The sequence below is a fragment of the Neobacillus sp. genome (assembly GCF_031988165.1).
GTDB lineage: Bacteria > Bacillota > Bacilli > Bacillales > Cytobacillaceae > Neobacillus > Neobacillus rhizosphaerae.
In genome coordinates this window covers 1-26,175 of record NZ_DALZYO010000056.1, presented here as the reverse complement: position 1 = coordinate 26,175, position 26,175 = coordinate 1, and the positions used below count along the sequence as shown (strand labels likewise).

Below are 26,175 nucleotides of genomic sequence, written 5' to 3'. Positions count from 1 at the left end.
ATGCAAGTGAACAGGCTCTCCTTACAGCAGCCTGCCAAAATATAAAAAAGATTGCAACACACTTAGCCAGGTTAGAAAAAGTGTGTTGCAATTCATTAGGTTGATTTGCCACCCTGTTGATTGGAGCGGAGGGCACTCGACTCCTGCGGGATAGAGAGGTCACGGGAGACCCCGCAGGCTCCAAAGGAGCCGAGGAGAAGGAAAAGCGGAAGCGCCTTGTCCAGCCCCGACAAGCGCTGGAGGGCCTGACGTTGAAGTCGTTCTTTGACTTCAGCGGCAGGACCGAAGCGACCTCGAGGGGCTAGGCGCTGCAGCTAGACGGGCTCCCGGACCTCCCCGCGGAAAGCGAGTGCCTGGAGCGGAAATCAACAGGCCAGTTAGCAGGGCCAATCCATTATTAATGGTTAAACCAAGTATAAATATTTTTTCTTTACCAACCATCTAGCGCAAGGTACCCTTGCGGTCCGCGCTTTTCATATTTAATGTCATTCGAAAAAAAAGAACATGAATACCCTACTCATTTTTTTCCGGTATTAATATTTGTCCCACTTTTCCTATCTTAAGGAGAGTCTGCATAATTGCCTTTGATAAATGACTGGGTTTATAGGGTTTAACTAGATACTCCATTGCCCCTAAGGCTAAACCCTTTTCCTTCTCATCCAAGGCTGTCGAAACGATAATCGGTATATTTTTGAGTTTTTCTTTGCCCTTAATCTCCTTCATGATCCGCCAGCCATCGTAGTTTTCATCCTCAAGCAAAATATCAAGAACAATTGCATCAGGAGATTCTTTCTCCAAATAATTCATCGTATCTATACCATTCTTATAACAAATGACAGAAAAACCGCTATCCCATAATTCCTGGCTGATGAGCTCAGTAAGGCTTTGATCATCTTCCACCACTAAAATTTTGAAACCGGAGGCATGTTCCTTTGCTTCCACATTATCACCAACATCCTGATTAACTTCTACCGCAGGGAAAATCGTTGTAAAGGCACTGCCGTTTCCATATTCTGATTGAACAGTAATTTTCCCATCGTGTGCCTTCACGATTTCTTGGACAATCGCAAGGCCCAATCCAGTTCCGCCAATTTTCCTTCTGTCTGAGTTATCAATTCGATAAAATTTGGTAAACAATTTATTGATTGAATCCTTAGGAATTCCCAAGCCGTAATCAATGATTGCGACTTTCAATTGATTAGCAGTTTGCGAAACTTCAATTCTTACTTTTCCACCATCTGGCGAATATTTTATAGCATTGTTAATTAAATTTGTAAATACTTGTTCTAGCTTTGATTTATCTCCTAGAATGATTGGATTGGTTATCAATGATTCAAGTAACATCTCATGATGATTGGTATTCACTTGCTGTCCTTCGATAACTTTTTCCAGGATCGGCATTAATTCAATATACTTTTTCTCATATGATTGTTTCCCTGACTCCATCTTTTGTATATCAAGAAAATCGTTGATAAGTGCCGTGAGTCGCTTTGCCTCATTTAGAATAGTGGTTAAGTATTTCTCTCTTCTTTCCGGTTTTAACTCACGATGTAGCATTAGCTCCGTAAATCCAAGAATGCTGGCCAAAGGTGTACGCAATTCATGGCTAACAATACTGACTAGTTCTGATTTCATTTGTACTAGGGAATTTAATTCTTCGTTTCGTGCTCGTAACGTCTGTTCTTTTTCCTTCACTTTTTCGACCATTTTTTGAAAGGCTGCGGACAAAGCACCGATTTCATCATCTCGTTCAACACTGACTTGGATGAACGCATCATTTCCGGTTGCGATTTCATTTGCCGCATTGGCAAACTGAGATAATGGCTGTCCAATCTGCCGGATCATGACTCGAATAATAGCTAGTAGCAACAAAAGAATGAACAATATAAACAAAACAAAGCCAACCTGAATATAAGTTTGTATTTTTCGTAGTTTTTGATAATGAGTTTCTAAAATTTGATCTAAATCTTGCAAATATTCTTCCATCGAATTTTGAAATTGAATAACCTTGGCTGTTGTTTGGTTATTTGCTTTATTGATTACCTCTTGCTTACGACCTGATTCATAGTCTGCAATATTTTTGGGAAAGGTTTCAACAAAATAATAAATTCGAAATGAATTAATCTTGTATAATAATTGATCATCTTCCTTTGAAGTTGAGTGGTTTTCAAATTTTTTCTCTAGCCCTTTGATTTTAGGTTCCTGAGCAAGAGCGTTATCCCGTAATGAAGTATTTCCAAATGCTATATATCCTCTTGCGTTTATTATACCTTGATTGAAACCATTATTGATTTCTTCTGCTATATGCTGTTTAACTCGAAGCTCATCCCGTTTTGTGATATAGGAATCATTTACGATATTTAATGTTACAAGTAAGATAACAGCACCAATAATAAAGCAAATAAGAAATATCCCCATTAAAGTAACAAACCTTCGTGCTAAACTCTTTTTCATAACAGAGTTATTTTTCATTTAGTATTTCCTCAACTTTTTCCAAAAGCTGAATAGGGCTAAAGGGCTTTGACATAAAATATCCAGCTCCTGCTTTTAACACCTTTTCTTGTTCAGATTGCTGACTTTTGGCTGACAACATTAAAATCTTCGTATTTTTCTTTTCCTCCTGACACTTTACTTTTTGAATCACTTCAAGACCTGTAAAAATGGGCATCATATAATCTAAAATAATTAAATCATAATCATTTTTTTCGATATAATTTAACGCTTCTTGACCATCTTCAGCTTCATCTATTAAATAATCTTTTTCTTCAAACGTATCTACAATCAACATTCTTAAAATTTCTTCATCTTCAGCTAAGAGTATTTTTTTCATTTTTTACCATCCTCAATTTCAGTCGTCCGAAACGTTTCTCCCATAATTTCGTAGGATTTCTTTAACCGTTCATAAAACACAGGCATATCCCATTTATTCCAGCTATACAAAAATGTTTCCTTTTGCTGAAGCTGGCCATTTACAACCTTAGGAAATGTCTGTTGAACTTTTCCCTTTTCTGTTGTCACAACAGCCACTCTAATTCCATTCGTTTCTTTACTACCTGATAATCCATCTCTCCAAATATCACCCATCACTTCTTTAAGGCTGGGATCCTTAAAATTCAATAACTGCCATGGAATTCGACCTTCGATAACTTTTTTATCACTACTCATACTAATATCAGTTAAGGAATCAAAATCTTTACTTTTTGGATTGGCATTTCCAAACCGCAACAATCCTGTTTCATAACTTTGGAAAGGTATGATAGTCTTAGTTGTCGGAATGACCAATTCTTTGTTTAGCGCTAATCGTATTGGATGGAATACCCCATTATCCTTTTTACTGTCATCTGGCTCTTCCTTAATCATTTTTAATAGTTTTGCATATTGGTAATAGAACGTATCATAATAACTGTCAACCATTATTTTTGAATCTCTTTTACCCGTTAGCTTGATTAAAAAATCAATGCCATTGTCCGCTCTAACCTTAATTTTATCAGTTAATGAAATATTAGTTTGACCCTGTTCATCAATTGTATCAAGTAATAAATAGGTCCCTTGATTTTCGAAATCAACAGGGCGATTATATTTAAGAAGGAAATAAACATATCCACTATTTGACGAAATACGAACCTCTTTTAATGAATCATTTTTATCTGCAGACTGATAACTCTTTTTTACACCTGCAAGATCCCAATCATTTGACACACCATCAATAATAATTTCAGTATCGTTCTTACCAGGTTCAAAACCTAATAATCCAAAGTGTTGCTCATTTGTTTGCTGGTTATTCCAATAGGGTCTGCGGTCCGGGTTATCAAAATCCATTGTATTCCAAGTGCGTTTAAACCACTCATCCTGCCAGGTAAAAACCATCCCGCCTGCATAACCTTCTGAGACAATCGATTGGTATAAATGTCTGTCAATCTCACCTTGTTCTAGCTCCGAATGAAATCCTTGATTCATTCCATATGGGTTTTTGTGTGTTAATCCCCTTGATGATGGAACACCAAATTCGGCAACTAACACTGGCATTTGATGAGCTGCAAGCAAATCATGCAAATAACCTGCATAATTATTCTTTTTTCCATATGAATCGACATAATTAAGATATTTTTGCTCGTAGTTAAGAAAATCAGGATAATAAGGATAAATGTGATAGGAAGCAAATAGCCCTGCAGAGAAAAGTTCAGATGCTTTTATATGATTCGGATCCACCGTTACCATATCTTCATTCTTCAACGGTTCAGCAGGATGTTCCAACAAATCTGTTGTTACCCAGTTGGTAAAACTCATGGAGTGCTGCCAGTTGTATTGCTTTGTTTCATATTCTGCTGCATAATTCATTAGGCGTGTTAGCCAAACTTCAAATGCATTGGCACCTATGGTCTTGAAATATTGTCCATTAAATTGCCCGATATCTGTATGAATTAAATTTGTATTCGTCACCATGGACGGGTCCCACTCAGTCCCAATAATCATACCAAGCACATACTTTGAAATATCATATTGATATTTACCTGAGGCATGTCCAGGACGAATCGGCAGGTTAGCTTTACCATGAATGATGTCTATCATGTTTTTAATTTCAGTTTGTGCATCCTCGACATTCTCTTTGGCAAAAGCATCTTGAGTCCGAATTAGATTCTCTTCATTTACCCAAGTACCATGAAATAGGTATAAAGGCTTTTTAGCCATTTGGTTATATTCATAAAAGGCTTCGTAAAACTGTGGTGGATGAAGAGTATACACTCTGATAGCATTAGCATTCATTGCACCAATTTCTTTAAACCAGCGAAGGTATTCCTCTTTTGTAATCGCAGTCTCACCAGGAAAATAACCTGGTTTGCCAATCCCCATATTGACTCCTTTAATGAGGAAATCTGTCCATTTGCCATTCTGTTGAATTTGAATATAAGTGTTACCTGCTTTACTGTTTGTTTTGATCCCATCTTTTTGAACCAATTCCACTTTTTCTTGATGATCAGTATGACGTAAGCCTTTTCTTAAAATATCTTTCATCATCGGCACATATACTTCCCAGTAAAATGACTCATTAGTGCCTAGATTCCTTTTCCAAGTATCAATCCCTTTTGTTTGATATATTTCAGGAACCTCTGCTTCATCTGCATAATCCCCTGAAAAATAATAGGAGGAAAACTTCGCATTTTGATGATAGATCACAGCAGGAAAATTCGTTGGGATACCGTATTTTTCAAGCTGCTTCTCCGCGTTCTTAGAAATTGGTAAGCGATAAGAAGCCATGATTTCATTATGGTTTCTAGCATCAACGATATCAAACCAATATTGGTAAGTACCCTTAATATCTTGGGTAAAGTGTTTTTTTCCATTTCCCGTTAAACGAAACAGTAGCCCCTTATCTGTAACATCCTTACCACTAATGACAACAATATAATTATTTTTACTGACAAATACCAATCCTGCTCCAGAAAAGGTCCACTTCTTGTTCTCCTTCTCATAATTATCCTTAATCCATTTCGGTACTTCTGTATTGTTGAGATTTGAAAAATAACGGCCAATCCATCCTGACCACTCCACATTTAATAGGTTGGAGATTTTATCCTTGACCTCTTCTGAAGTAGGACTTGCAAATGTATTAAATTCTGCTATTAATGTTTTTCCACTTGATTGCAACAGCTCATTTTCAATTTGATTCACTTCACTGGATTTTAACCCTCCATATATCTTGGAAGATTTGGAACCCGAAAGGTTTTGTCGATAAAAATCATTCTGATATACCCCGTATTGATCGGTCAAATAAAAGACATCATATTGATTGAGGTTCTTAGGTAATGGAGTAATCGTATATTTCTGTCCTTTTTCCGGTTTAAACCCTTTATAATCGAAAATGTTAGAGTAAGGTTGTTTGCCATCTTTGAAATATTTCCCATTATTTAACACCCACACTAAACCTTTATGTTCCCTATAGGATTGATTTGGTACCGTTTTATCCAAAATTAACATGTTTAATTTTTTAGTTGGCTGAATCCCCCACAACCAAAAAGGACTTGTAAAAAAAATAATAACAAGAACTGTATAGATGAATAAGTAAACGGGTTTCTTCATTCCGACACACCCTTTCTCTTCATTTCTCCCCAGCTTTTGTCCCCTTTTATCATCTGCCAGATTCCCTCACAACGCCAAAAAACAGTCATTGGCCGGTACCAAATGGTTTCTGTTAAGGAATATAAGAATAGCTTGATAATATGTGAGACCTTTGGATACTTCGTTAGGCTCCACTCTTCTAATAGCACTGCAGACATTGAAAAAATCGATCCGTACAAACATGAAAGAAGAAATAAAAAAATGGCATATTCAATGTAGATTCCACCAAGCAACAGGCATAAAATCATAAAAATATAACCAGAGAATTCAATAATTGGTCCAAAAAACTCTACGATCCAAAAATAAGGGAATGATATAAGACCAATTGATCCATATTTAGGATTAAAGGTTAGTTTTCTATGAATCCACAAACTCTCAAAAAGTCCTCGATGCCAACGACGCCTCTGTCTGCGTAGAAAAGTGATATCCTCTGGAACCTCTGTCCAACATACAGGGTCAGGAACATATACGATTTTTTTCTTTAGATTCTTTTCCTTTAGTAACCGGTGAATTCTCACTACTAATTCCATATCTTCCCCGACCGTATCGGTTCGATAACCTCCTGCTTCAATCACCCAATGCTTAGAAAAAACGCCAAATGCACCTGAAATAATTAGCAGCAGGTTGTGCTTGCTCAAACCCATTCTCCCCATCAAAAAAGCGCGTAAATATTCGATGATTTGCATGGCAACTAAAGGCTTATCGGATAAGCCTATTTTTAGAATATGACCATTTTGAATTTGGCAGCCATTTGCTATTCGTATGCTGCCTCCAGAGGCAATGACTTCTTCATTGGATTCTATAATTGGCTTCATTACTTTTAAAAAAGCATCCTGTTCAAGTACAGAATCACCATCAAGTGAGCAAAAGTATGGATAATGCGAAAAATTTAGACCGACATTAAGAGCATCTGCTTTCCCACCGTTCTCTTTGTCGATAAGAAATAGGTTTGAAAGAATGGCAGATTGATAGATCTTTCCTACCATTTTCGTGTTAATTTGTTTTCTAACAACTCTTTTAATTTCCTTCATATCATAGTGATTAATCATTTTTTCCATCGTGCTGTCGGTTGAACCATCATTCACGACAATTACTTCATATGTAGGATAATTAACACTTAATAATGAGCGGACGCTTTGGATAATCCCTGCTTCTTCATTATAGGCAGGAACGATAATCGAAATAGGTTTTGTATAGATATCATCCAAGTAATCCTCATAGGTATGAATCTTTTCGAGCTTGTACTCCTTTCGAAGCTGAAAACAAGAAATTATCATAATGACTGAGTAGAAAAGGATGATGATCACCATATATACGGCTATAAACCAGGCAAAAGCCGTGACAATGTCTCCCCAATGAATAATCGGCATAGTTTATACCCCTTTATGAAGCCATTCCCAGGCCATATCTTTTGCGAAAGCATCCTTGGATGTTTCCAACACCGAACGTAAAATATCATACCCATTCGCAAATTGACAAATTGCCTGCCCCGCCTGCGAACGGACCCACCACGTAGGGTCATGCAATAGTTCAATTAATCTCGGGATTCCTTTTTCTTCCATTAATGAACCTATTAACTTTGCCGCGATCATTCTTTCCTCCCATTTCTCTGAATAGAGAAATTCCAAATACGGACTACTATCTTTCACAAAACCAATATCAGCTAATGCCTTTAAAGCTCTCAACCTAACTTCTCCTGAATAACTTGAAAAAACATTTTCTAAAAATGCTAGATATCCTAGTTCTCTTTTTATTGAAATGACATTGAGAATTGCTTTTTGTAATTCAAACCCCGATTTATGGAAATTAAGAACAAACTGATCAAAGTTTTGTTTGGATAAGCGAATCAAAATATACCGATACTCGAATTCAGATAAATATCGATAGTGTTTTGTTATTAATTCAACTATTGGTTCATATTGGAATAAAGCGAGTATTCTTAATATATGAAGAAGTTCTTGATGAGAAAGCTGTTTCTTTTTTGTTAACATGTATACATCATTTGAAAATTGATTCAAATTGAAATCCTCAATATGATAAAGAGTATTCATACGAGTACTCCATTTCTTGCTGTTAAGCCGCTTTTGATAATATTCTGTTAAATACATTCCAGCTAATTCTGTTAAACGTTGCTTTTCATCTTCACCTTCTAAGATCTTTGTATATTGAGTTAGCAGCTCTTCAATTGCTTTTTTTTGAAGAGCTGTTTCTGGAGTCAGTTTTCGTGAATAGCTACCTTCATTAATTATCATAAAAATGAGGGGATTATATTTCTTCTTGTAATTCTCGATCGTTTGCCTATTCTTATTTTCAATTGTTTTTCGAAATGTTAGGTAAACCAATAACATAACTAAAATACTTAAAATAGAAATAGTTAGGGCTGAAAGGATAAATAGTTCATTATTTAGCATCTTATTTCATCCTTTTGATTAACCGATGAATTCTCGCTTGCAGTTCCTTAATACTGAACGGTTTTGTCACATAATCGTCCGCTCCAAGCTTTAATGCCCTCTCAATATCAGACTCGCTTTTTCTTCCGGTGAGCATAAGAACACGAATATTCCTGCCGTTTTTATTCTTCTTCACCTTTTGTAGAATCTCGATACCGTCCATTACTGGCATTACACCATCAAGAATTAAAAAATGTTCTCCAACTTCCTCTAAGCGCGGTGAATTAAAAAATTGTATTCCATCCTCAAATGCCTCAAGGTTTAACTCAAAATGATCGAAATCCATCATTTTGAGTATTCTCATGAGCATTGTCCTTATGATCACATCATCATCAATAATAGACACGAATAACGGTTTTTTCGTAATTTCTAACGACGGTTTGTCCATGGTTTCAACTCGTGCTCTGCCGTTTTCTTTTGCTTTATAAAGAGCTTGATCCGCAGCTTTTATCGCAGCCTCCATTGTTGTTTCTGATTGATGAATGGTAACCACTCCGGTAGAAAAAGTGACAGTAAAGCTTTTCTTGTTCTTTTCGAATTGGATTACAGAAAACTCTTTAAGCAATCTTGAAATAATCTCAACTGCTTCTGTCTGACTTGTATTCTCAAACAAGATAACAAATTCTTCGCCGCCATACCTAAAAGCTGTGTCGGAGCTTCTAATATTTTCTTTTAAAAAGTTTGCAAACGTAAAAAGAACTTTATCACCTGTTAAATGGCCAAACGTATCATTAATTTGCTTAAAATGGTCGAGATCTAAAATAGCGATACTAAATATTTGTTCATTCCATTTTAACTCCTTTAAGTTCCGCTTAAATACATCCATTAAGAATTTCCGATTGTAAAGCTGGGTTAACTCATCGAGTAGAACTGATTGATCAAATAATTTCTTTCTATTTAGAAGACGTTCAATTCGAACCGTTAATTCTTCTAAATCAATTGGTTTTTCAATATAATCATCTGCACCTATTTTATAGGCATTGATTCTTGTTTTTCGATCATTTAGGATACTGATCATAATTTTCGGGACAAATTGCTTGTTATTATGCTGTTGTAAATCATCTAAAACCTGAAATCCATTGATGTTTGGTAAATTTATATCAATAATTACACAATCGGGATTCAGATCAAAGTATTGAGAAATAGCCTTTTCAGGCGATGTATTTGCTACAACCATCCACCCTTTTTCTTCCAATGCATCCTTAAGGAGAATAAGCATCGAAACATCATCATCGATAATTTGAATAAGTGGGACATTTTCACCGTGACGAAGCTCTTTGTTTTTCTCGACTACGACAAAATATTCATTTTCATAGGAAAGACTAATTAAACCATCAAGAAAATTTCTTAGTTCATCTTGCTCCCAATGTTTGTGATTTAATTTTTCAATTTGATTCATAAGTTTTCCAGAAAGCTGATGAATATCTTCCAGTTGTAGTGTTCCTGAACTCCCATGGATAGAGTGTAGAAATAGAAAGACCTCAGAATTAGCGATCTGCAAATGATTTTTTGCTTCAAACCAGACCGAAATTTGTTTTTTTATTTTTTGAAACAACAGATTTTTATATTTATTTAATTCCATTAACGATTTACACCCCGATTTAAACATATTAGAAATTTTTTCTAATACTATGTCCAATTATTTTTCATACTTTTTCTCTACTATTGGTACTAGTTATTATCTAAAGTGTATTATTAATAGACAAAGGATACAACGCACAATATGATAAAATATATTGAATTATGTCTAAAAAAGAATTTTTCTGTCGAATTTTTTGTATTATTGATAAAATAAAAAAAGGATCCATTTTTTAGATCCCCAAATTTGTCCATTAATTTAATTTTTTTGCCTTATTCGAACAGCTCTCCATTGCTGCCATTACAGAACCGCGAAAGTGCTCTTTCTCAAGTGTTTCAACCGCTTCAATGGTTGCACCACCTGGCGTACAAACATCATCTTTCAGTTCCCCGGGGTGTAACCCAGTCTCGAGAACCATTTTTGCAGCTCCAAGAACTGCCTGAGCAGCTAGCCTGTAAGCCTTATTCCTTGGTATTCCCTGCCGTACTCCCCCATCAGCCATTGCTTCAATTAACATATACACATAGGCGGGAGAAGAACCACTAATGGCTGGCACTGCATCCATCAGTTTTTCTTCGAGGCGTTCCGTTTGCCCAAAGGTGTTAAACAGATGTTCTACTTCTATCATTTCTTCTTCACTCAGATAGTCATTAGCACAAATAGCACTCATTCCTTCTCCAACTAGGGAAGGGGTGTTGGGCATCGTCCGAACTGCTCTTATTTTTGAGCCAAAGGCCCGTTCAATATCCTTCAAGGTAATTCCAGCTGCAATCGTGACAATGATTGCCTTTTGTTTAATTTCGCTTTTAATTTCTTCAATGACGGATTCATGAAGATCGGGTTTCACTGCTAGAATAAGGATGTCGGCAGCCCTGGCCACGTCTTTATTTTGTAAAGAGGTGACAATACTATATTTGTGTTTTATTTTTTCAAGCGTTTTTTCTGTCCGGGCACTTGCGATAATATTTTCTTTTGGTATTAGTTTTGATTTCACGATTCCTTCTATCATTGCTTGAGCCATTTTCCCTGCTCCGATAAAGCCAATTTTTTTATTCATCTACCACAGCACCTTATCTTCTTACTTATACATTTTATTTTCTAATATGATGACATTTTCTGCGAAAGAAGTTTTCCCTACTTCTTTCGTGTTTTCAACTAAGCGATAAATATTATCACAGCATTGTTTGGCACCTTTGACTAATAAAGGTACTCCGATAAAATCAATTTTTAATCCTCTGGAAAAAAAGCCCCCCATTGACATGGAAAAGGGAACAGTTGGCGATGTGTTAGAAAAGACTATTTTTTCATCAAATCTAAACTTTTCCTGCAATAATAAACTCATTTCTTTTAATGCTGGGACCACATATTTATTTCTTTTCCGTCCAATAGTATATACTGAGTGGCCATCCTCATCAACCCCATGAAAAATAATTTTCCCAAAATCTTCTTTCGTTAATTTATTAAATTCTTTTACATTTAATATTTCTTCAGCCGTAAGTTCCCGTTCAGATTGAGGTAAGCGATTCAAATGATAAGCCGCTGCTAACGAAGTGGTATGTGTTCCACCATAATCATTATAAATATAAATCATGGTATCATCCCTTCTTAAATATTTATGTATATTATGTTCTTATTCACTTACTTCCATTCTAGAGACGATCCATGATTGTTAATGTAAAAAGAGAAGCTAATCATCACGATTAGCTTCTCTTTTGTTCATAGTTTATTTGGTTAAATCTTTAGATGAAAACGCACCCGGAAGAAGATCTTTTACTTGGATTCTTTGAATATCACCTTTTAAATTCGTAAGAACCACTTCCATTTCTGCATCACACAGCTCAGAAATCACCTGACGGCAAGCCCCGCATGGAGAAACTGGTCCATCTGTATCCGCAACCACAACAAGTGAATCAAATTGGGTTACACCCTCTGAGTAGGCTTTAAACAAAGCAGTACGCTCTGCACAGTTAGTCATACCATAAGAAGCATTTTCAATGTTACAGCCATGAAAAACCTGACCTTCTTTCGATACTAGAGCTGCACCAACTTTAAATTTTGAATATGGAACATATGCAAACTCTCTTGCTTTATTCGCTTCTTGAATAAGCACTTTTTCTTCCATCCTATTCACACTCCGCCAGAGAATATTAATGCTGAACCAACTTCATAATCCAGTCAAGAACAACGCCGCCTAAATACACACCGAAAACACCGACTACTGCTGAAAATACTGGTGGTGCAGGCAATGGCAGTTTTAAAAATTTAAACAGCATACCAACAATTAATCCAGCAAATAATGCCATTATTACTTCTTTCATCAAGATAACCTCACATTTAAATTATTAATAATTACTATTAGAAAGCTCACCTTTAGCAATGGAAACACCAGAACTTGCACCGATTCGTGTTGCTCCTGCTTCCACCAATGCCAACGCATCTTCACCACTACGGACACCACCAGAAGCCTTCACACCAATTTCAGGTCCGACTGTTTGGCGCATTAAGCGAATATCTTCGACTGTTGCTCCACCAGTTGAAAAACCAGTAGAAGTCTTTACAAAATCAGTCCCCGCTTTTACAGAAAGCTCACATGCTCTTACTTTTTCTTCATTCGTTAATAGACATGTTTCAATGATAACCTTGACTAAAGCTCTACCTTTTGCTGCATCCACAACGGCACGGATGTCTCTTTCAACCAAATCATCCTCTTTATCCTTAAGGGCTGCAATGTTAATCACCATATCGATTTCATTTGCACCATTTTCAATCGCATTTTTTGTTTCAAATGCTTTCGTTTCTGGTGTAGTTGCTCCTAAAGGGAAGCCAATTACTGTACAAACCTTCACTTCAGGTGTATCAGCAAGCATTTCAGCTGCCGTCTTTACCCAAGTTGGATTAACACATACAGAGGCAAAGGAATACTCTTTTGCTTCCTCTACTATTTTAACGATTTCTGCTCGAGTCGCATCTGCTTTTAATAATGTATGATCAATCATTCTGACAACATTTTTTGTCATATTAATATCGTCTCCATTCGAATAAAAATTTATATACAAGAATCATAGTTATTTATCACAATGTAACTATAACAAAAAACTTGAACATTTGTAAAGATATTTATGAACAAATGTAAAACATTTTATGACTTTTAGATTAAAATAGTAGCGATATGCTATTTTAATCTTTTTTATCAAGCAAAAATTGAGCGGTATATTGGTCTGTAATCAACACATTTGCGTATTTACCTTGTAAGGCACCGTATATTCCTTCAATTTTATGTGGTCCGCCAGCAACCAGTATAGAATATTCCTTCTTCCGAAGATCCCCAAGGTTAACGCCAAGCGTTCTTTCATCCAAGCTTTCGTTACATATTTCCCCTTTTCTATCAAAGAAACGCGAGCAAATATCGCCGACTGCCCTACCATAAAGAGAGTCCAAGTCGCTTTCCGTAAAATAGCCTAACTGAAATAATAGAGAGTCCTTTTTAATCGAACCAATTGTAAACAAAGCAATATTTGCCTGATTACCGAGCTCTAATATTTTTCGAATATGTCGGTCTGCCTCCATCGCCTGTTTAACGACAACGTGGTCAACAATCGCAGGTAACGGTAGATTATGGGGGGTTGTATTATAAGCCTTCCCGAAAAGATACAATATTTCAGATGCGTATGTGTTTGTTTCGGCATGGCTTACGCCGCCTTTTAATTGAACAACTTTCACGTTTTTTACATATTTCTGCTTTAGTTCGATAGCAATATGATAAAGAGTCGTTCCCCATGTAACACCGATTATGTCCTCATCCTTAACAATTTCATCAAGAAACATGGCTGCCTTTTCCCCAAGGTAATTTTTTATAATATGGTTTTCGTATTGAGGAATGGAGGCTACTACTGCTTTTTTTATATTGAATTTTTTTTCTAACCTTTCTGCTAAATTTTCTACGTTCTCAGTAGGGTCCATTATATTAATCTGGACGATGCCGTCACTCTTCGCCTGCTGCAATAATCGTGATACAGTCGGTCGTGAAACCCCTAGAAGCTTGGCAATTTCGTTTTGGTTATAATCCAATAAATAATATAATTTGGCTGCTTCGATAACCTTTGCTAATTTTTCTCGATCCACACGCATCACCTTAAATCTTAGATATTTTCTTTATTGTAACAAAAATTAGGAATGAATCCATAGTTTCTTTACATTTGTAAAATCCTAATTGAACATATTATCTCTTTCTGTAGAAAAGAGGCCGAGCGTCACAAAAATAAATTTTTTATCCTGTCCGAGTAATTCTGTCCGTTTCCAGACTCGATGAATTTCTACGTTGATTTAGGGGGAAAATTTACATACCACATAAAGAATGGCATCACAGCTAGAATAGACACGAAAAAGTCATCTGTTATCCTTCATTTCTTCTGTATACTATAATAAGGAAATCCTATTCTGAAAGGGGGAGATGCTATGCAGAAATTAGGAGGATACATATATCGAAATCGCAAGTGGGTCCTGGTGTTTTGGGTTTTGGCCATTTTTTTGTTTGGTTTTTTTGCATTAAAATTACCTTCAGTTTTAAGCGGGAATGGCTTTGAATATAAAGGGGAATATAATGAAACAAGGAAAATACTTGAAAAAGAATTTGGGCATTCCAAATCATCGATTATCCTTGTTTTCGAAAAAGAAAAAACCGTCAGTGACGAGAATTTTAACAGATTTATTCAGGATACCATGGAAAAATTAACGAAATTTGATGCAGCAGAAAGGATTATTTCACCTTTCGAACAGGATGGAATGTTCAAAGATCGTTATGCCTATGCGCTCCTAACTTTTAATAAAAAGGCCGAAAGCCTTGGTCCGGAAATTGCTGAATTAAAGGACTTACTAAAAAATAAAAATGACCTAAAGGTCACTATGACAGGGGAACCCATTATTGTTCAAGACCTAAATGTAGCAAGCCAGGAAGATTTAGCAAAAGCAGAAATGATTGGTCTGCCGATTGCCCTAATGGTCCTCATCCTTGCGTTTGGAAGTCTTGTTGCCGCCTCGCTTCCATTAGTTATCGGTGTTATTTCCATCCTAATCACCATGGGAACTGTTTACTTTTTTAGTTATGGTACTGATTTAACCATCTTTATTTTAAATATTGTTCCAATGATTGGCCTTGCCTTAAGCATTGATTTTGCCTTGCTATTTATCAATCGATATAAAGAAGAATTACAAACTAAATCTATTCAAGAAGCCATTGAAATAACGATTGCCACAGCAGGCAGGTCGATTATCTTTTCCGGGCTTTGTGTGTTTATCGGGCTATCAGGTCTTTGGTTTATCCAAATTGATATTTTCCAAAATGTTGCCCTTGGCGGCATGACGGTTGTGCTTATTTCTGCATTATGCGCTTTAACCTTCCTCCCTGCCTTGCTTGCGTTATTAGGAAAAAAAGTCAATAAATTAAGTGTGTTACGAATCTCTAACACGAAAATGAGCATTTGGCACAAGTTTGCTAAGTTTGTAATGCGACGCCCTGTTATAATGGCTATTGCTGCATTAGCTATTTTGTTGGTGGGACTCATGCCGGTTAGCCAAATGACTTTAGCGATACCAGGCACAGATTCACTTCCACCAAAATACCCGTCTAGGGTGGCTTTAGAAACTTTTAAAGAACATTTTATTGCGAAAGATAAACGTGATGAGAAAAAGGTAACGGTTATTCTTGAAACCAAAGGAAAAATCTTAGGAAAAAACAATCTAATAAAAGTGACCAAGGTCATCAATCAAATGGAAAATGATCCGCTTGTTCATTCGGTTAACTCCCCTTTTTCGGCAACTGGGGTTAAGGATGAAGAACAGCTTTTTCAACTGCTCACCTACGGAGATAAAACAAAATTAGCTCCTGTAGTGGACTACTTTGTAAGAGATAATAAAATGCTTTTGGAAGTGTATTTAAAAACTGGGGAGCACTCTGCAAAGGCCAGACAATGGGTAAGCACATGGGCTAATAAAGAGTTAGGCACTAAAGCATCATTTGGTGGACCGATTAAATTTGAACAGGAAATTTTTACAGAAATTATTAATAAGGCCCCCTATGGATTACTTTTAATCATTATTTCAACTCTGATTATTCTTATGGCTGCCTTCCGCTCTGTGCTCATTCCCGTAAAGGCCATTTTGATGAACATATTAAGCTTAGGCTGTACGTTCGGAATTGTCGTTTGGGTTTTCCAGGAAGGACATTTAGGTATTACACCAGTAAATATTGGATTAATTTTACCCGTGTTTGTTTTTACACTCGTGTTCGGACTTTCGATGGATTACGAGGTCTTTCTTATTTCCAGAATTCAAGAGTTTTACTTAAAAACAGGTGATAACAGCTCGGCAACGATAGCCGGCTTAACCTATACGAGTAAAATTATTACCTCTGCGGCTGCCATCATGATTGTTGTTACCGGTGCCTTTGCCTTTACTGGTGTAATGCCCATTAAACAATTAGGTGTCGGGATTGCTACAGCGATTTTTATAGATGCCACAATCGTTAGGATGGTTCTTGTTCCAGCCTTGATGAAGTTATTAGGTGACTGGAACTGGTGGTTCTTTGGATATAAAAATAAAAAACAGCCTAGTTCACGAAAACAGCCAGCTTGATTTCAACTGGCTGTTTCCGTTTTTTTTGTTTAAATATTTTTTGCATATTGTTCACTTGGAATTTTGCTTAACACCACATATAGGCTGACAGGTTCGCTGCCGCTATTTTTAAACGCCATTTCCTCATCACTGCTCACATGAATTAAATCCGCTTCCGATGCTTCTGTATCAGTACCATTAATAATAATAGTGCCGCTACCTGTCACGACATAAAGATAAACCTCTGTCCCCTGATGTTTGTGGGTGGGAAGTTCCTGTCCTGGTAAGAAGTTCAATACAAATGCTGTCGTTTCACCTTTTTTATAAATAATCCTTTTTGTGAATCTCTCTTCACTATATTCCATAAAGGCTTTAATTGAATTCTTTTCCATAATATCTTCCTCCTTGATTATCCTTCTCCTCCATAATAATTGATAATCATTTTCAATTAAGTGAGCCTCATCACTTTATCTATATATGTCGCAAATTAAATCAATGAAATTACATTTCCAAAGAAAAGCCAGCCGGTAAACCGGCTGACTTTTCTTTTAGGATATTTCTATACCGACAAGCGAAGCCCCTTTTTGCAATGCTTGTTTGTTCACCTCAATCAAATGATGCTTATTTGCTGAAAGAACTTTCTTTAACGATTCAACAATTGAATCAGTTGTCACAATTTTCGTTAGCTCCAGAAATGCACCCAATAAAATCATATTCGCAATTCGAGAATTCCCAAGATCATTGGCCATGTCAGTTGCCGCTATATCAATAATCTTAATATCCTTTCGCTCAGAAGCCCTTACTACTAAGGATGAGTTAACAATTAACAGCCCTCCAGGACGGACACGCGGTTCGAACTTGTCAAAGGAGGGATTATTTAAAACAATGGCAGTTGATGGTCTTGTTACAAGCGGTGACCCGACTGGTTCATCACTCACCACAACAGCACAATTCGCTGTTCCACCACGTTGTTCAGGTCCATATGATGGTAGCCAGGAAACACCTTTCCCTTCAAGCATCCCTGCATAGGCAATGAGTTGCCCCATCGACATGACTCCCTGTCCACCAAAACCAGCAATGATAATCTCTTCTAACATCGATTATTTCCCTCCCTCTTTGTTTTTGTAAACACCAAGAGGATACACTGGGACCATATTATCCTTCACCCACTCCAGCGATTCAGCTGGATCAAGACCCCAGTTTGTCGGGCAGGTGGATAATATCTCGACCATTGAAAAGCCTAAACCCTTTTTCTGCGTTTCAAATGCTTTTCTGATAGCCTTCTTTGTCTTCTGAATATGTGGTACATCATGTGTCGAAACCCGTTCAATATAGGCGGCTCCATCCAGTGTTGCCATCATTTCACAGACTTTAATAGGCAAACCTTGAATGCTTACATCACGCCCAAAAGGGGTTGTCGCCGTTTTTTGACCAATTAACGTGGTCGGTGCCATTTGTCCGCCGGTCATTCCATAAATGGCATTATTGACGAAAATAACTGTAATATTTTCACCTCTAGCCGCAGCGTGAATCACTTCACTAATGCCAATGGAAGCCAGGTCGCCGTCGCCTTGATAAGTAAAAACAAAGCGATTTGGCAGTACCCGTTTCACCCCTGTCGCCACTGCAGGTGCTCTTCCATGTGCTGCCTGCGTCATGTCACAATTAAAATATTCATACGATAATACTGAACAGCCCACAGAGGCTACTCCAACAGTATCTTCTAAAATATCCATTTCTTCTAACACTTCACCAACAAGGCGGTGAATAACTCCATGGGTACAGCCAGGGCAGTAGTGTGTTGGCTTGTCAGTCAACCCGGTTGTTTTTTTAAAAACTGGCTTCATCGTCATATAGTTACACCTCCAGCAACGGTGATAATCTTATCGTAAATTTCTTCTTGGGTAGGGACAACACCACCGGTTCGACCATAGAAATCCACTGGAGCATGGCCACTTACAGCAAGTCTAACATCTTCAATCATTTGACCGGCACTCATTTCAACAGAAACATATGCTTTTACCTGTTCCCTTGTTTCAATAAACGGCTTTTCAGGGAAAGGCCAAAGTGAAATTGGCCTAATTAAGCCAACCTTGACTCCATCTTGCCTTGCCTTGTTTATCGCATTCATTGTAATCCTTGCTGTCGTACCGAAGGCAACCATAATATATTCGGCATCATCAATATGATAGGTTTCATAGCGAACTTCATTTTCCTTTATACGAGCGAATTTTTGCTGAAGATTCCTATTTCGCCACTCAAGACTCTCGGCATCAAGTTCAAGAGAAGTAATAATTTTCGGACCCCCATCACCGCGCGTGCCTGTTGTCGCCCATTCTTTCTTACACTGCTCCGTATCAGAACGTTCGCCAAACTCAACAGGCTCCATCATTTGCCCAAGCATACCATCGCCCATCAAAATCACCGGTGTCCGATAACGGTCGGCAATATCAAAAGCATCCTGGGTCAATTCAACGATTTCCTGTAGGCTGGCTGGCGCTAAAACAGGGATATTGTAATCCCCGTGGCCTCCGCCCTTTGTAACTTGAAAATAATCTGATTGTGCCGGTTGAATATTTCCTAATCCTGGCCCGCCGCGTACGATATTACAAATAACAGCAGGAAGCTCAGAACCGACTAGATAGGATATTCCCTCCTGCTTTAAACTAAAGCCTGGGCTTGAAGAAGAGGTCATGACCCTAACACCGGTACTCGCAGCACCATAGACCATATTTATTGCGGCAATTTCACTCTCAGCTTGCAAAAACAATCCACCTACTTCTGGCAGCCTTCTTGCCATATAGGCTACAAGCTCACTTTGCGGCGTAATTGGATAGCCGAAAAAGTATTTACAGCCTGCATGTACCGCCGCCTCTGCAATCACTTCATTTCCTTTCATTAACACTTTCCCCATACAAAAAACTCCCTTCCAATCACACAGTTTGCAAGATTTTAACCGGTCGATAGACAGCGATTACAGCATCTGGGCATATTTGTGCACACTTGGCACAGCTAATACAGTTTTCCTGGTCAACAACGGATGCCGGCCGGTACCCTTTTCCGTTTAAATAATCTGCCAGAAAAATAACATTTGTCGGACATACTTGAACACAAAGTCCGCAGGATTTACAAGTGTCCTCATTAAAAACGACTTTTTTCTCCATGTGGATGCAACTCCTTTAACTTTCCCAAGGTAATTTCATATACCGTTTGATAAATACGACTTGATTATTTTTCGCAAAGTCTTCAGCTTCTTTTGTTAAATGGGCCGATATTGTTGTGTATAAAAAAGGAATATCCAGCTCATCAGCTAAACGACTGCTTAACTGATAGCCTCTTTGAATATCATTCATCGTTGTTTCAGCGCCTATATTTGAATTATTAATAATTCCCGTTATCTTTAAGCGAGAGGCCTTTTCAATCTGTTCAACCGTATATCGGGCCCCATCAACTGAACTGACATACGGGCGATTCCCATTTAGGACAAACAGTAATTCCGGGTTTAAATCCTTCCATTCGTGATAATATTGTCCCAATGCAGTTGCCCCGTCTTTATCGCCACCAGCATCGACGATTAACCGGTACCTAGGATCGTGTAGCACACGATAAATTTCACCGGACACGATGGGAAGATCGGCAGCAGCAAGCCGATTCTTCGGAGCAAGTAATTCAACATCATGTTGTTGAAAGATATTGGCTACATCTCTTGAGCGATAATAAGGATTTATAATATCTAAATCATTTATCGCTGTTTTTTCGAATTTCTGTCTTTCTGACAATGCTAAATTTATCGCAATCTCTGTTTTCCCACTTCCAAAGTGACCAGACAAAATCGTAATTTTACTAAATGAATTCAACTGCCTTTGTCGCTCCTTCCGTTGTTTTATGTAAGCGTTTCCAATGAAAACTTCTGAAAAATTACGAATATCCCTTTATCCGATTATAAAATATCAAAAATAATAGCGCTTTGACCAAAGTCACACTTCACTGGATTGTAATAATTCAAAAAGCGAAAAAAGAAGTTCCATGCAACTTAAATCTATCAAGTATCAAGTAGAAAATCAGGCAGATAATAACATCATAAAACAAGAATTATTAGGTGGTTATACATATGAGGAAAGTTTTACAAATTTATCGGGATGATCTACTGAGCATTACAAGGAACTGGGCTGCAATGGTGATAATTATTGCATTAATGGTACTCCCATCTCTTTACGCTTGGTTTAATATTAAAGCCTCTTGGGATCCATACGGAAATACAAATGGGATTCAAATCGCCGTTTCCAATGATGATGTCGGTACAATCATGAAAGGAAAAAAGATTAATATCGGAAGAGAAATTATTCATTCACTAAAAGACAATAAATCGCTTGGCTGGAGATTTGTTGATACGGATGAAGCGAACAAAGGAGTGGAGCGCGGTAAATATTTTGCAAGCATAACCGTACCCAAAGATTTCTCAGCAAAAATCGCGACTATTCTCAGTGATAATCCCGAAAAGCCAGAGCTTATTTACGTAGTGAATGAAAAAATAAATGCAATTGCTCCGAAAATAACCGCAACAGGAGCAACAGGAATAAAAGATGAGATAAGTAAGAATTTCATTAAAACTGCAAATGGGGTTATTTTTGATATTTTTAATCAGCTAGGAATCGAGCTCCAAAGAAACCTACCAGATATTGAAAAGCTGAAAACAATGATATTTTGGCTGAATGACCACCTAATTGAAGCTGAAACTATTATTAATACTGCAAACACGGATGCTGTCCAAGCTCAAAAAATCGTCGCGGATTTACAAAACAATATTTCGGAAGTAGAAGGCATTATTAATCGAAGCCGCGAACTTTCCGAAAAAATCACTACGTTTCTTGAAAGCAACAAAGATACAATTTCGAACCTGGCTCCAACCGTTAAACAAAATTTAATCTATCTACAGCAAACAGCAGGAGTTGTCGAGCAAATTACCGGAGTTCTATTATCAACAACAGCAAGTGCCGAAGATAAAAAAAAGGCACTAGACGATGCAATCTTCCGTTTAAATACCTTGATAAAGATAGAAACCCTGTTAATCAATCTATTTGAAAAACTAAATGGCTTAGGAAACAGTGCCATCTTGACTGAGGAGCTTGCAGCATTAAACGAACAAAAGAACGCTGCTGAAAGGCTATTGAAAAATTTAAAAACAATTCTCGCACTGGAAACACCATCACAGGCATTATTGGAAAGTACCAATCAAATTTCAAAAGACATTACCACTTCCCTTGAGCAAATATTAAATAGATTCGATGGACAAATTACTCCGAAAATTCAACAATTAAGCGATACAGTGAAAAAAATACCAACAAAAGCCAACGAAGTGTTTACCAAAGCAGATGAGACGCTGCCACAAGTAAAGAAAATTTTGAACGATGCCACTAAAGGAATCACGATTGGGCTAAGAGACATCGCTTTGATTAAAAAGGACTTCCCTGCCGTAAAACAAAATATCAGTGCCATTGCCAACCAAATTCACGAATTTGAAAAATCAGAAGATATTCGTGGGATTATTGATTTGTTACGAAACGATGTACAAAAAGAAAGTGATTTTTTTGCTGAGCCCGTCCTTGTCAAAGAAAAACGACTTTTTCCAATTCCTAATTACGGCTCCGCCATGTCGCCCTTTTTTACTACATTAGCATTATGGGTCGGCGCAATGCTGTTAATCTCCTTAATTTCTGTCGAATTAAAGGAATTGCCCAAAAACTATCATCCGAATCATCTTTATTTAGGAAGATTTTTAATCTTTTTAACGATTTCCTTAGGTCAATCCATTATCGTCACATTAGGTGATATCTATCTGCTAAAGACATATGTTGCTGCAAAACTATGGTTTATCCTATTCGCATTACTCATTAGTGCTTTATTTATGTTAATTACCTATACGTTAGTTTCGATTTTCGGTAATGTCGGTAAAGGTCTGGCAATTGTTTTCCTTGTTTTGCAAATCTCCGGGGCAGGAGGAACCTTTCCCATCCAAGTCATGCCAACCTTTTTTCAAAAGCTCAATCCCTATCTACCGTTTACCTATGCCATTAGTCTCATGAGAGAAGCGACCGGAGGAATTCAATGGGATGTTGCCAAAAGAGACCTGACTGTTTTTCTTTTTATTGCCTTCATCACCTTACTATTTGGCCTTGTCTTTAAGGGACCCATTGAAAAATATGGCGGCGGTCTAAAAAGGAAAACACAAGAAAGCAGACTTATCCACTAAACCAGCTTCAATCACATACTTCTTATCAAAAAAACGAATACTACCATTACCTTACAAGATAGATCATCTAGGAGGTTAGCTTAGTGCCAAGAACAAGGATTTTTTTCTTACTACTTACACTTATTCTTTATTGGCATTCGTTCCCTTTTTTTTCAAATGCCGAAGAGAAGACTCAAGGAATAGTTGATTTACGAATTCTCGAAACGACAGACCTGCATGCAGATTTAGTTAATTATGATTATTATCAGACACAGACAGATCACCGGGTTGGCCTAGTCAAAACAGCCACACTGATCCATCAAGCAAGGAAGGAAACTAAGAATTCCTTATTATTTGATGTCGGTGACCATTTAAAAGGGAATCCTCTCGGAGAGTATTTAGCAAGAATTCGAGGAATGCATAAAGGAAAAGTTCATCCGGTTTATCGTGCTTTTAATTATTTAGCCTATGATGCCATCGCCATCGGTAATCACGAATTTAACTACGGGCTAAAATTCTTAAATGTCGCTTTGAAGGGTGCGAACATGCCTGTAATCAATGCCAATGTTTATTCTGTAAAAAAAAACAAACCATACTTTATGCCCTATGTCATTTTGAAAAGAAAAGTGGTTGACCTAAGTGGCGCCCATCATGAACTAAAGGTTGGCGTAATAGGTTTCATGCCTACACAAATAATGAGCTGGGACCGGGCCAATCTTGAAGGGAAGGTCTTTGCCAAACCAATCGTCGATGCGGCAAAGGAATTTGTACCGGCCATGAAAGCTGAAGGAGCCGATATCATCATTGCCCTTGCCCACACTGGTATCAGCAATGAACCCTATAACCCCGACACCGAAAATGCTGTCTATTATTTAACTCAAATCCCTGGAATTGATGCCATACTGGCCGGGCATTCACACAGTGTTTTTCCTGGACCTGTTTATGAAAAACTACCAAATACAAATTTAGATACAGGAGAAATCAATGGAAAACCTGTTGTCATGGCAGGTGCCTTTGGGAATCGTCTCGGAATTATTGATCTTCGGCTTGAATATTCTTCAGGAAAGTGGAAGGTAGTTAAGGGAACATCTTTGACAAGACCTATTGCCGATGAAAACGGCAAACCCCTGGTGAAAAAAGATAAACGTTTATTTAAATTAGTGAAACCAGAGCATGAAGAAACAGTTGATTTTATCAGAAAAATAGGGCTTTAAACGAGAAAACTTTAGTGGAATTTTCTGAAACTTTTTTACTTTACATCTCAAGAATCCTTTTATAAAATAAAGTAGATAATAAATATGGTGAATTATGGTGGAGTCTGTCAATACGGACTCCTTTTGTCTTTTTTTTACAATCACCATATAAGGTGAAACTTCGATCTGTGGGGGATTTTTCGATCCCCACTGATTGTTAGTTGAACCAATCGGGCTTTTTCGGGCAGTTGATCCCCCACTAATCCTTTTTCGTTCCCGCAAAGTCTTTTTAAGTGGGGGTCTTACTGCCCGTTAATGCGGGATAAATATTTGGGAGAAGAGGTCGGTAAATGTCAACACAAGCTATCATTGCAATAGGTGTATTTCTTATTACTTATGCTTTTATCGTTACAGAAAAGATCCACCGCACCATCATTGCGATGGCCGGCGGAATCATGATGGTTTTATTAGGGATTGTCGGTCAAGAAGAGGCACTCCAACATATTGATTTTAATACTCTCGGATTGTTGACAGGAATGATGATTATTGTTGCGATAACCGCCGAGACAGGTTTGTTCAAATACATTGCCATCTGGGCTGCAAAGAAAGTAAAAGGCGATCCATTAAAAATATTGGTGGTTCTGGCGATTATTACTGCCCTTGGTTCGGCATTTTTAGATAATGTCACCACAGTCCTGTTAATGGTTCCTGTAACCTTCAGTATCACAAGACAGTTACGAGTAAATCCTATCCCTTTTTTAATTACAGAGGTTATTGCTTCAAATATTGGCGGAACTTCTACACTCATCGGTGACCCGCCGAATATTATGCTAGGCAGCGCCGTGAAAGAGCTTACCTTTATGGCGTTTATCAACAATCTTACAGCCATTTCATTTTTTATTCTATTTGTTAATATCGCAATATTAGCTTTCATTTATCGGAAACAGCTTCGAACATCTTCCGAATTAAAGGCAAATCTCATGGATTTAGACGAAAAAGAGGAAATTACTGACAAGACCCTATTAATGAAGTCGTTAATCGCTCTTACAGTCACTATTTTAGGCTTCTTCCTGCATCAATTGCTTCATATTGAGTCAGCAACAGTAGCGTTAACAGGTGCTTTTCTGTTACTTCTATTAACAGGAGAAAAATATTTGGATAAAGCTTTTTTAAAGGTAGAATGGACCACCATCTTCTTCTTTATCGGACTATTCGTTCTCGTCTCAGGCTTGATTGAAACAGGGGTCATTTCATTGTTAGCAGATTACTCTGTTCACCTTACCGGAGGAGATCTAACATCTACCTCGATTTTAATTCTATGGGTAAGTGCTATTGCATCTGCATTTATTGACAATATTCCATTTGTGGCAACCATGATCCCAATGATTAAAGACATGGGGGAACTTGGAATTCATAATTTAGAACCGCTGTGGTGGAGTTTATCACTCGGTGCTTGCCTTGGCGGTAACGGAACATTAATTGGGGCCAGTGCCAATGTGATTGTTGCTGGGCTTGCAGCGAAGGAAGGGCATTCGATTATTTTCGGAAAATTCTTATTAATCGCCTTTCCATTAATGATCCTATCGATCATAATCTGTACAGTCTATATTTACTTAAGATATTTAGTTTAGGAGGAGAATAATGAACGTAGAGTATAAATATGATGAAAAGCTTCTCGAACTGAAAGAATTCGTTAACGGGGATGATATCGAATTCTTGATTACCTTGCATGATAGTAAACTAAAGAAAAAAATCGTAAAAGTTCGAGAATTTTTTGAAGAAAATAGGGTCTTAACAGATATCCATTATTACATCCATCCTAATAACAGATATCAAGTAATCGTTAGAAAAGACTATTATAATGAATTTATCATCCAATTATTTAGGCAACAATTAGTAAAAGAACTAATTTGGGTCTAAAGAACAAAAGGCGGAAGCGCCCGTTTAGCGGCGTATGGACTCCTCGAAAAAGCTAACGCTTTTTCTTCGTGCGATGCT

General features: G+C 37.4%; 23 protein-coding genes. 5 read left to right on the top strand and 18 right to left on the bottom strand.

The features are described 5' to 3' along the window. Positions 1–513: 513 nt before the first annotated feature. From RTR43_RS23510 to RTR43_RS23455, 12 genes are all read right to left on the bottom strand, one after another. Positions 514–2,472, bottom strand: a complete 1,959-nt coding sequence (locus RTR43_RS23510) for an ATP-binding response regulator (RefSeq protein WP_312475987.1) — start codon at positions 2,470–2,472, stop codon at positions 514–516. After that, positions 2,462–2,830 (bottom strand): response regulator transcription factor, encoded by a 369-nt coding sequence (locus RTR43_RS23505; protein ID WP_312475984.1) that lies wholly within the window; start codon positions 2,828–2,830, stop codon positions 2,462–2,464. The genes RTR43_RS23510 and RTR43_RS23505 overlap by 11 nt, the downstream gene beginning before the upstream one ends. Continuing rightward, complete coding sequence (locus tag RTR43_RS23500) at positions 2,827–6,078, bottom strand: hypothetical protein (RefSeq protein ID WP_312475980.1); 3,252 nt, start codon at positions 6,076–6,078, stop codon at positions 2,827–2,829. Before RTR43_RS23500 ends, RTR43_RS23505 begins: the two co-directional genes overlap by 4 nt. Further along, positions 6,075–7,487 (bottom strand): glycosyltransferase family 2 protein, encoded by a 1,413-nt coding sequence (locus RTR43_RS23495; RefSeq protein ID WP_312475976.1) that lies wholly within the window; start codon positions 7,485–7,487, stop codon positions 6,075–6,077. The genes RTR43_RS23500 and RTR43_RS23495 overlap by 4 nt, the downstream gene beginning before the upstream one ends. A gap of 3 nt (positions 7,488–7,490) precedes the next feature. Further along, entirely contained in the window at positions 7,491–8,528 is a 1,038-nt protein-coding gene (locus RTR43_RS23490; protein ID WP_312475974.1) for a HEAT repeat domain-containing protein, read from the bottom strand. Between the two features lies 1 nt (position 8,529). Further along, a complete protein-coding gene (locus tag RTR43_RS23485) occupies positions 8,530–10,149 on the bottom strand; it encodes a diguanylate cyclase (protein ID WP_312475971.1) in 1,620 nt (539 codons plus the stop codon). A gap of 250 nt (positions 10,150–10,399) precedes the next feature. Beyond that, positions 10,400–11,203 carry a pyrroline-5-carboxylate reductase gene (gene proC / locus RTR43_RS23480; protein ID WP_312475969.1) on the bottom strand — a complete coding sequence of 268 codons (804 nt, stop codon included), beginning with the start codon at positions 11,201–11,203 and terminating at the stop codon, positions 10,400–10,402. Positions 11,204–11,224: 21 nt separating this feature from the next. Further along, entirely contained in the window at positions 11,225–11,737 is a 513-nt protein-coding gene (locus RTR43_RS23475; RefSeq protein ID WP_312475964.1) for a DUF3189 family protein, read from the bottom strand. Positions 11,738–11,869: 132 nt separating this feature from the next. Further along, on the bottom strand, positions 11,870–12,268 hold the full coding sequence (locus RTR43_RS23470) for a cytidine deaminase (protein WP_248733978.1): 399 nt from the start codon (positions 12,266–12,268) through the stop codon (positions 11,870–11,872). A 25-nt stretch (positions 12,269–12,293) separates the two neighbouring features. Further along, positions 12,294–12,464 carry a XapX domain-containing protein gene (locus RTR43_RS23465; protein ID WP_312475958.1) on the bottom strand — a complete coding sequence of 57 codons (171 nt, stop codon included), beginning with the start codon at positions 12,462–12,464 and terminating at the stop codon, positions 12,294–12,296. Positions 12,465–12,488: 24 nt separating this feature from the next. Continuing rightward, positions 12,489–13,163: a deoxyribose-phosphate aldolase gene (deoC, locus tag RTR43_RS23460; RefSeq protein WP_312475954.1), complete on the bottom strand. Its 675-nt coding sequence runs from the start codon at positions 13,161–13,163 to the stop codon at positions 12,489–12,491. Positions 13,164–13,323: 160 nt separating this feature from the next. After that, positions 13,324–14,274: a DNA-binding transcriptional repressor DeoR gene (locus tag RTR43_RS23455; protein WP_396954617.1), complete on the bottom strand. Its 951-nt coding sequence runs from the start codon at positions 14,272–14,274 to the stop codon at positions 13,324–13,326. A 327-nt stretch (positions 14,275–14,601) separates the two neighbouring features. Between RTR43_RS23455 and RTR43_RS23450 the strand changes: the two genes are divergently transcribed. Next, complete coding sequence (locus RTR43_RS23450) at positions 14,602–16,776, top strand: MMPL family transporter (RefSeq protein ID WP_312475948.1); 2,175 nt, start codon at positions 14,602–14,604, stop codon at positions 16,774–16,776. Between the two features lie 29 nt (positions 16,777–16,805). On the opposite strand, the gene RTR43_RS23445 is transcribed toward RTR43_RS23450, so the two are convergent. From RTR43_RS23445 to RTR43_RS23420, 6 genes are all read right to left on the bottom strand, one after another. Beyond that, complete coding sequence (locus RTR43_RS23445) at positions 16,806–17,147, bottom strand: cupin domain-containing protein (RefSeq protein ID WP_312475945.1); 342 nt, start codon at positions 17,145–17,147, stop codon at positions 16,806–16,808. A gap of 156 nt (positions 17,148–17,303) precedes the next feature. After that, entirely contained in the window at positions 17,304–17,852 is a 549-nt protein-coding gene (locus RTR43_RS23440; protein WP_312475943.1) for a 2-oxoacid:ferredoxin oxidoreductase subunit gamma family protein, read from the bottom strand. Between the two features lie 3 nt (positions 17,853–17,855). Beyond that, entirely contained in the window at positions 17,856–18,608 is a 753-nt protein-coding gene (locus RTR43_RS23435; RefSeq protein WP_312475940.1) for a thiamine pyrophosphate-dependent enzyme, read from the bottom strand. After that, on the bottom strand, positions 18,605–19,669 hold the full coding sequence (locus RTR43_RS23430) for a 3-methyl-2-oxobutanoate dehydrogenase subunit VorB (RefSeq protein WP_312475939.1): 1,065 nt from the start codon (positions 19,667–19,669) through the stop codon (positions 18,605–18,607). The genes RTR43_RS23435 and RTR43_RS23430 overlap by 4 nt, the downstream gene beginning before the upstream one ends. Positions 19,670–19,688: 19 nt before the next feature. Continuing rightward, on the bottom strand, positions 19,689–19,919 hold the full coding sequence (locus RTR43_RS23425; RefSeq protein ID WP_248733987.1) for a 4Fe-4S dicluster domain-containing protein: 231 nt from the start codon (positions 19,917–19,919) through the stop codon (positions 19,689–19,691). A gap of 15 nt (positions 19,920–19,934) precedes the next feature. Next, positions 19,935–20,612 (bottom strand): hypothetical protein, encoded by a 678-nt coding sequence (locus tag RTR43_RS23420; RefSeq protein ID WP_312475935.1) that lies wholly within the window; start codon positions 20,610–20,612, stop codon positions 19,935–19,937. 254 nt (positions 20,613–20,866) lie between these two features. Here RTR43_RS23420 and RTR43_RS23415 point away from each other — a divergent pair, with 254 nt between their 5' ends. The 4 genes from RTR43_RS23415 to RTR43_RS23400 all read left to right on the top strand — a co-directional run bounded on the left by RTR43_RS23415 (position 20,867) and on the right by RTR43_RS23400 (position 26,097). After that, entirely contained in the window at positions 20,867–23,005 is a 2,139-nt protein-coding gene (locus RTR43_RS23415) for a YhgE/Pip domain-containing protein (protein WP_312475932.1), read from the top strand. Between the two features lie 83 nt (positions 23,006–23,088). Then, positions 23,089–24,198 (top strand): metallophosphoesterase, encoded by a 1,110-nt coding sequence (locus RTR43_RS23410; RefSeq protein WP_312475929.1) that lies wholly within the window; start codon positions 23,089–23,091, stop codon positions 24,196–24,198. A 329-nt stretch (positions 24,199–24,527) separates the two neighbouring features. Continuing rightward, on the top strand, positions 24,528–25,808 hold the full coding sequence (locus RTR43_RS23405; RefSeq protein WP_312475926.1) for an ArsB/NhaD family transporter: 1,281 nt from the start codon (positions 24,528–24,530) through the stop codon (positions 25,806–25,808). Between the two features lie 10 nt (positions 25,809–25,818). Beyond that, positions 25,819–26,097 carry a hypothetical protein gene (locus RTR43_RS23400; protein WP_312475922.1) on the top strand — a complete coding sequence of 93 codons (279 nt, stop codon included), beginning with the start codon at positions 25,819–25,821 and terminating at the stop codon, positions 26,095–26,097. Positions 26,098–26,175 lie beyond the last annotated feature (78 nt).

Excerpts from the sequence above, each read along its gene's own strand:
- RTR43_RS23425 (WP_248733987.1), bottom strand. The coding sequence starts at position 19,919 with ATGGAGAAAAAAGTCGTTTTTAATGAGGACACTTGTAAATCCTGCGGA.
- RTR43_RS23450 (WP_312475948.1), top strand. The coding sequence starts at position 14,602 with ATGCAGAAATTAGGAGGATACATATATCGAAATCGCAAGTGGGTCCTG.
- RTR43_RS23415 (WP_312475932.1), top strand. The coding sequence starts at position 20,867 with ATGAGGAAAGTTTTACAAATTTATCGGGATGATCTACTGAGCATTACA.
- RTR43_RS23445 (WP_312475945.1), bottom strand. The coding sequence starts at position 17,147 with ATGGAAAAGAATTCAATTAAAGCCTTTATGGAATATAGTGAAGAGAGA.
- RTR43_RS23430 (WP_312475939.1), bottom strand. The coding sequence starts at position 19,669 with ATGGGGAAAGTGTTAATGAAAGGAAATGAAGTGATTGCAGAGGCGGCG.
- RTR43_RS23490 (WP_312475974.1), bottom strand. The coding sequence starts at position 8,528 with ATGCTAAATAATGAACTATTTATCCTTTCAGCCCTAACTATTTCTATT.
- RTR43_RS23465 (WP_312475958.1), bottom strand. The coding sequence starts at position 12,464 with ATGAAAGAAGTAATAATGGCATTATTTGCTGGATTAATTGTTGGTATG.
- RTR43_RS23505 (WP_312475984.1), bottom strand. The coding sequence starts at position 2,830 with ATGAAAAAAATACTCTTAGCTGAAGATGAAGAAATTTTAAGAATGTTG.
- RTR43_RS23405 (WP_312475926.1), top strand. The coding sequence starts at position 24,528 with ATGTCAACACAAGCTATCATTGCAATAGGTGTATTTCTTATTACTTAT.
- RTR43_RS23435 (WP_312475940.1), bottom strand. The coding sequence starts at position 18,608 with ATGACGATGAAGCCAGTTTTTAAAAAAACAACCGGGTTGACTGACAAG.
- RTR43_RS23400 (WP_312475922.1), top strand. The coding sequence starts at position 25,819 with ATGAACGTAGAGTATAAATATGATGAAAAGCTTCTCGAACTGAAAGAA.
- RTR43_RS23475 (WP_312475964.1), bottom strand. The coding sequence starts at position 11,737 with ATGATTTATATTTATAATGATTATGGTGGAACACATACCACTTCGTTA.
- RTR43_RS23470 (WP_248733978.1), bottom strand. The coding sequence starts at position 12,268 with ATGGAAGAAAAAGTGCTTATTCAAGAAGCGAATAAAGCAAGAGAGTTT.
- RTR43_RS23495 (WP_312475976.1), bottom strand. The coding sequence starts at position 7,487 with ATGCCGATTATTCATTGGGGAGACATTGTCACGGCTTTTGCCTGGTTT.
- RTR43_RS23440 (WP_312475943.1), bottom strand. The coding sequence starts at position 17,852 with ATGTTAGAAGAGATTATCATTGCTGGTTTTGGTGGACAGGGAGTCATG.
- RTR43_RS23485 (WP_312475971.1), bottom strand. The coding sequence starts at position 10,149 with ATGGAATTAAATAAATATAAAAATCTGTTGTTTCAAAAAATAAAAAAA.
- RTR43_RS23510 (WP_312475987.1), bottom strand. The coding sequence starts at position 2,472 with ATGAAAAATAACTCTGTTATGAAAAAGAGTTTAGCACGAAGGTTTGTT.
- RTR43_RS23455 (WP_396954617.1), bottom strand. The coding sequence starts at position 14,274 with ATGCGTGTGGATCGAGAAAAATTAGCAAAGGTTATCGAAGCAGCCAAA.
- RTR43_RS23500 (WP_312475980.1), bottom strand. The coding sequence starts at position 6,078 with ATGAAGAAACCCGTTTACTTATTCATCTATACAGTTCTTGTTATTATT.
- proC (WP_312475969.1), bottom strand. The coding sequence starts at position 11,203 with ATGAATAAAAAAATTGGCTTTATCGGAGCAGGGAAAATGGCTCAAGCA.
- deoC (WP_312475954.1), bottom strand. The coding sequence starts at position 13,163 with ATGACAAAAAATGTTGTCAGAATGATTGATCATACATTATTAAAAGCA.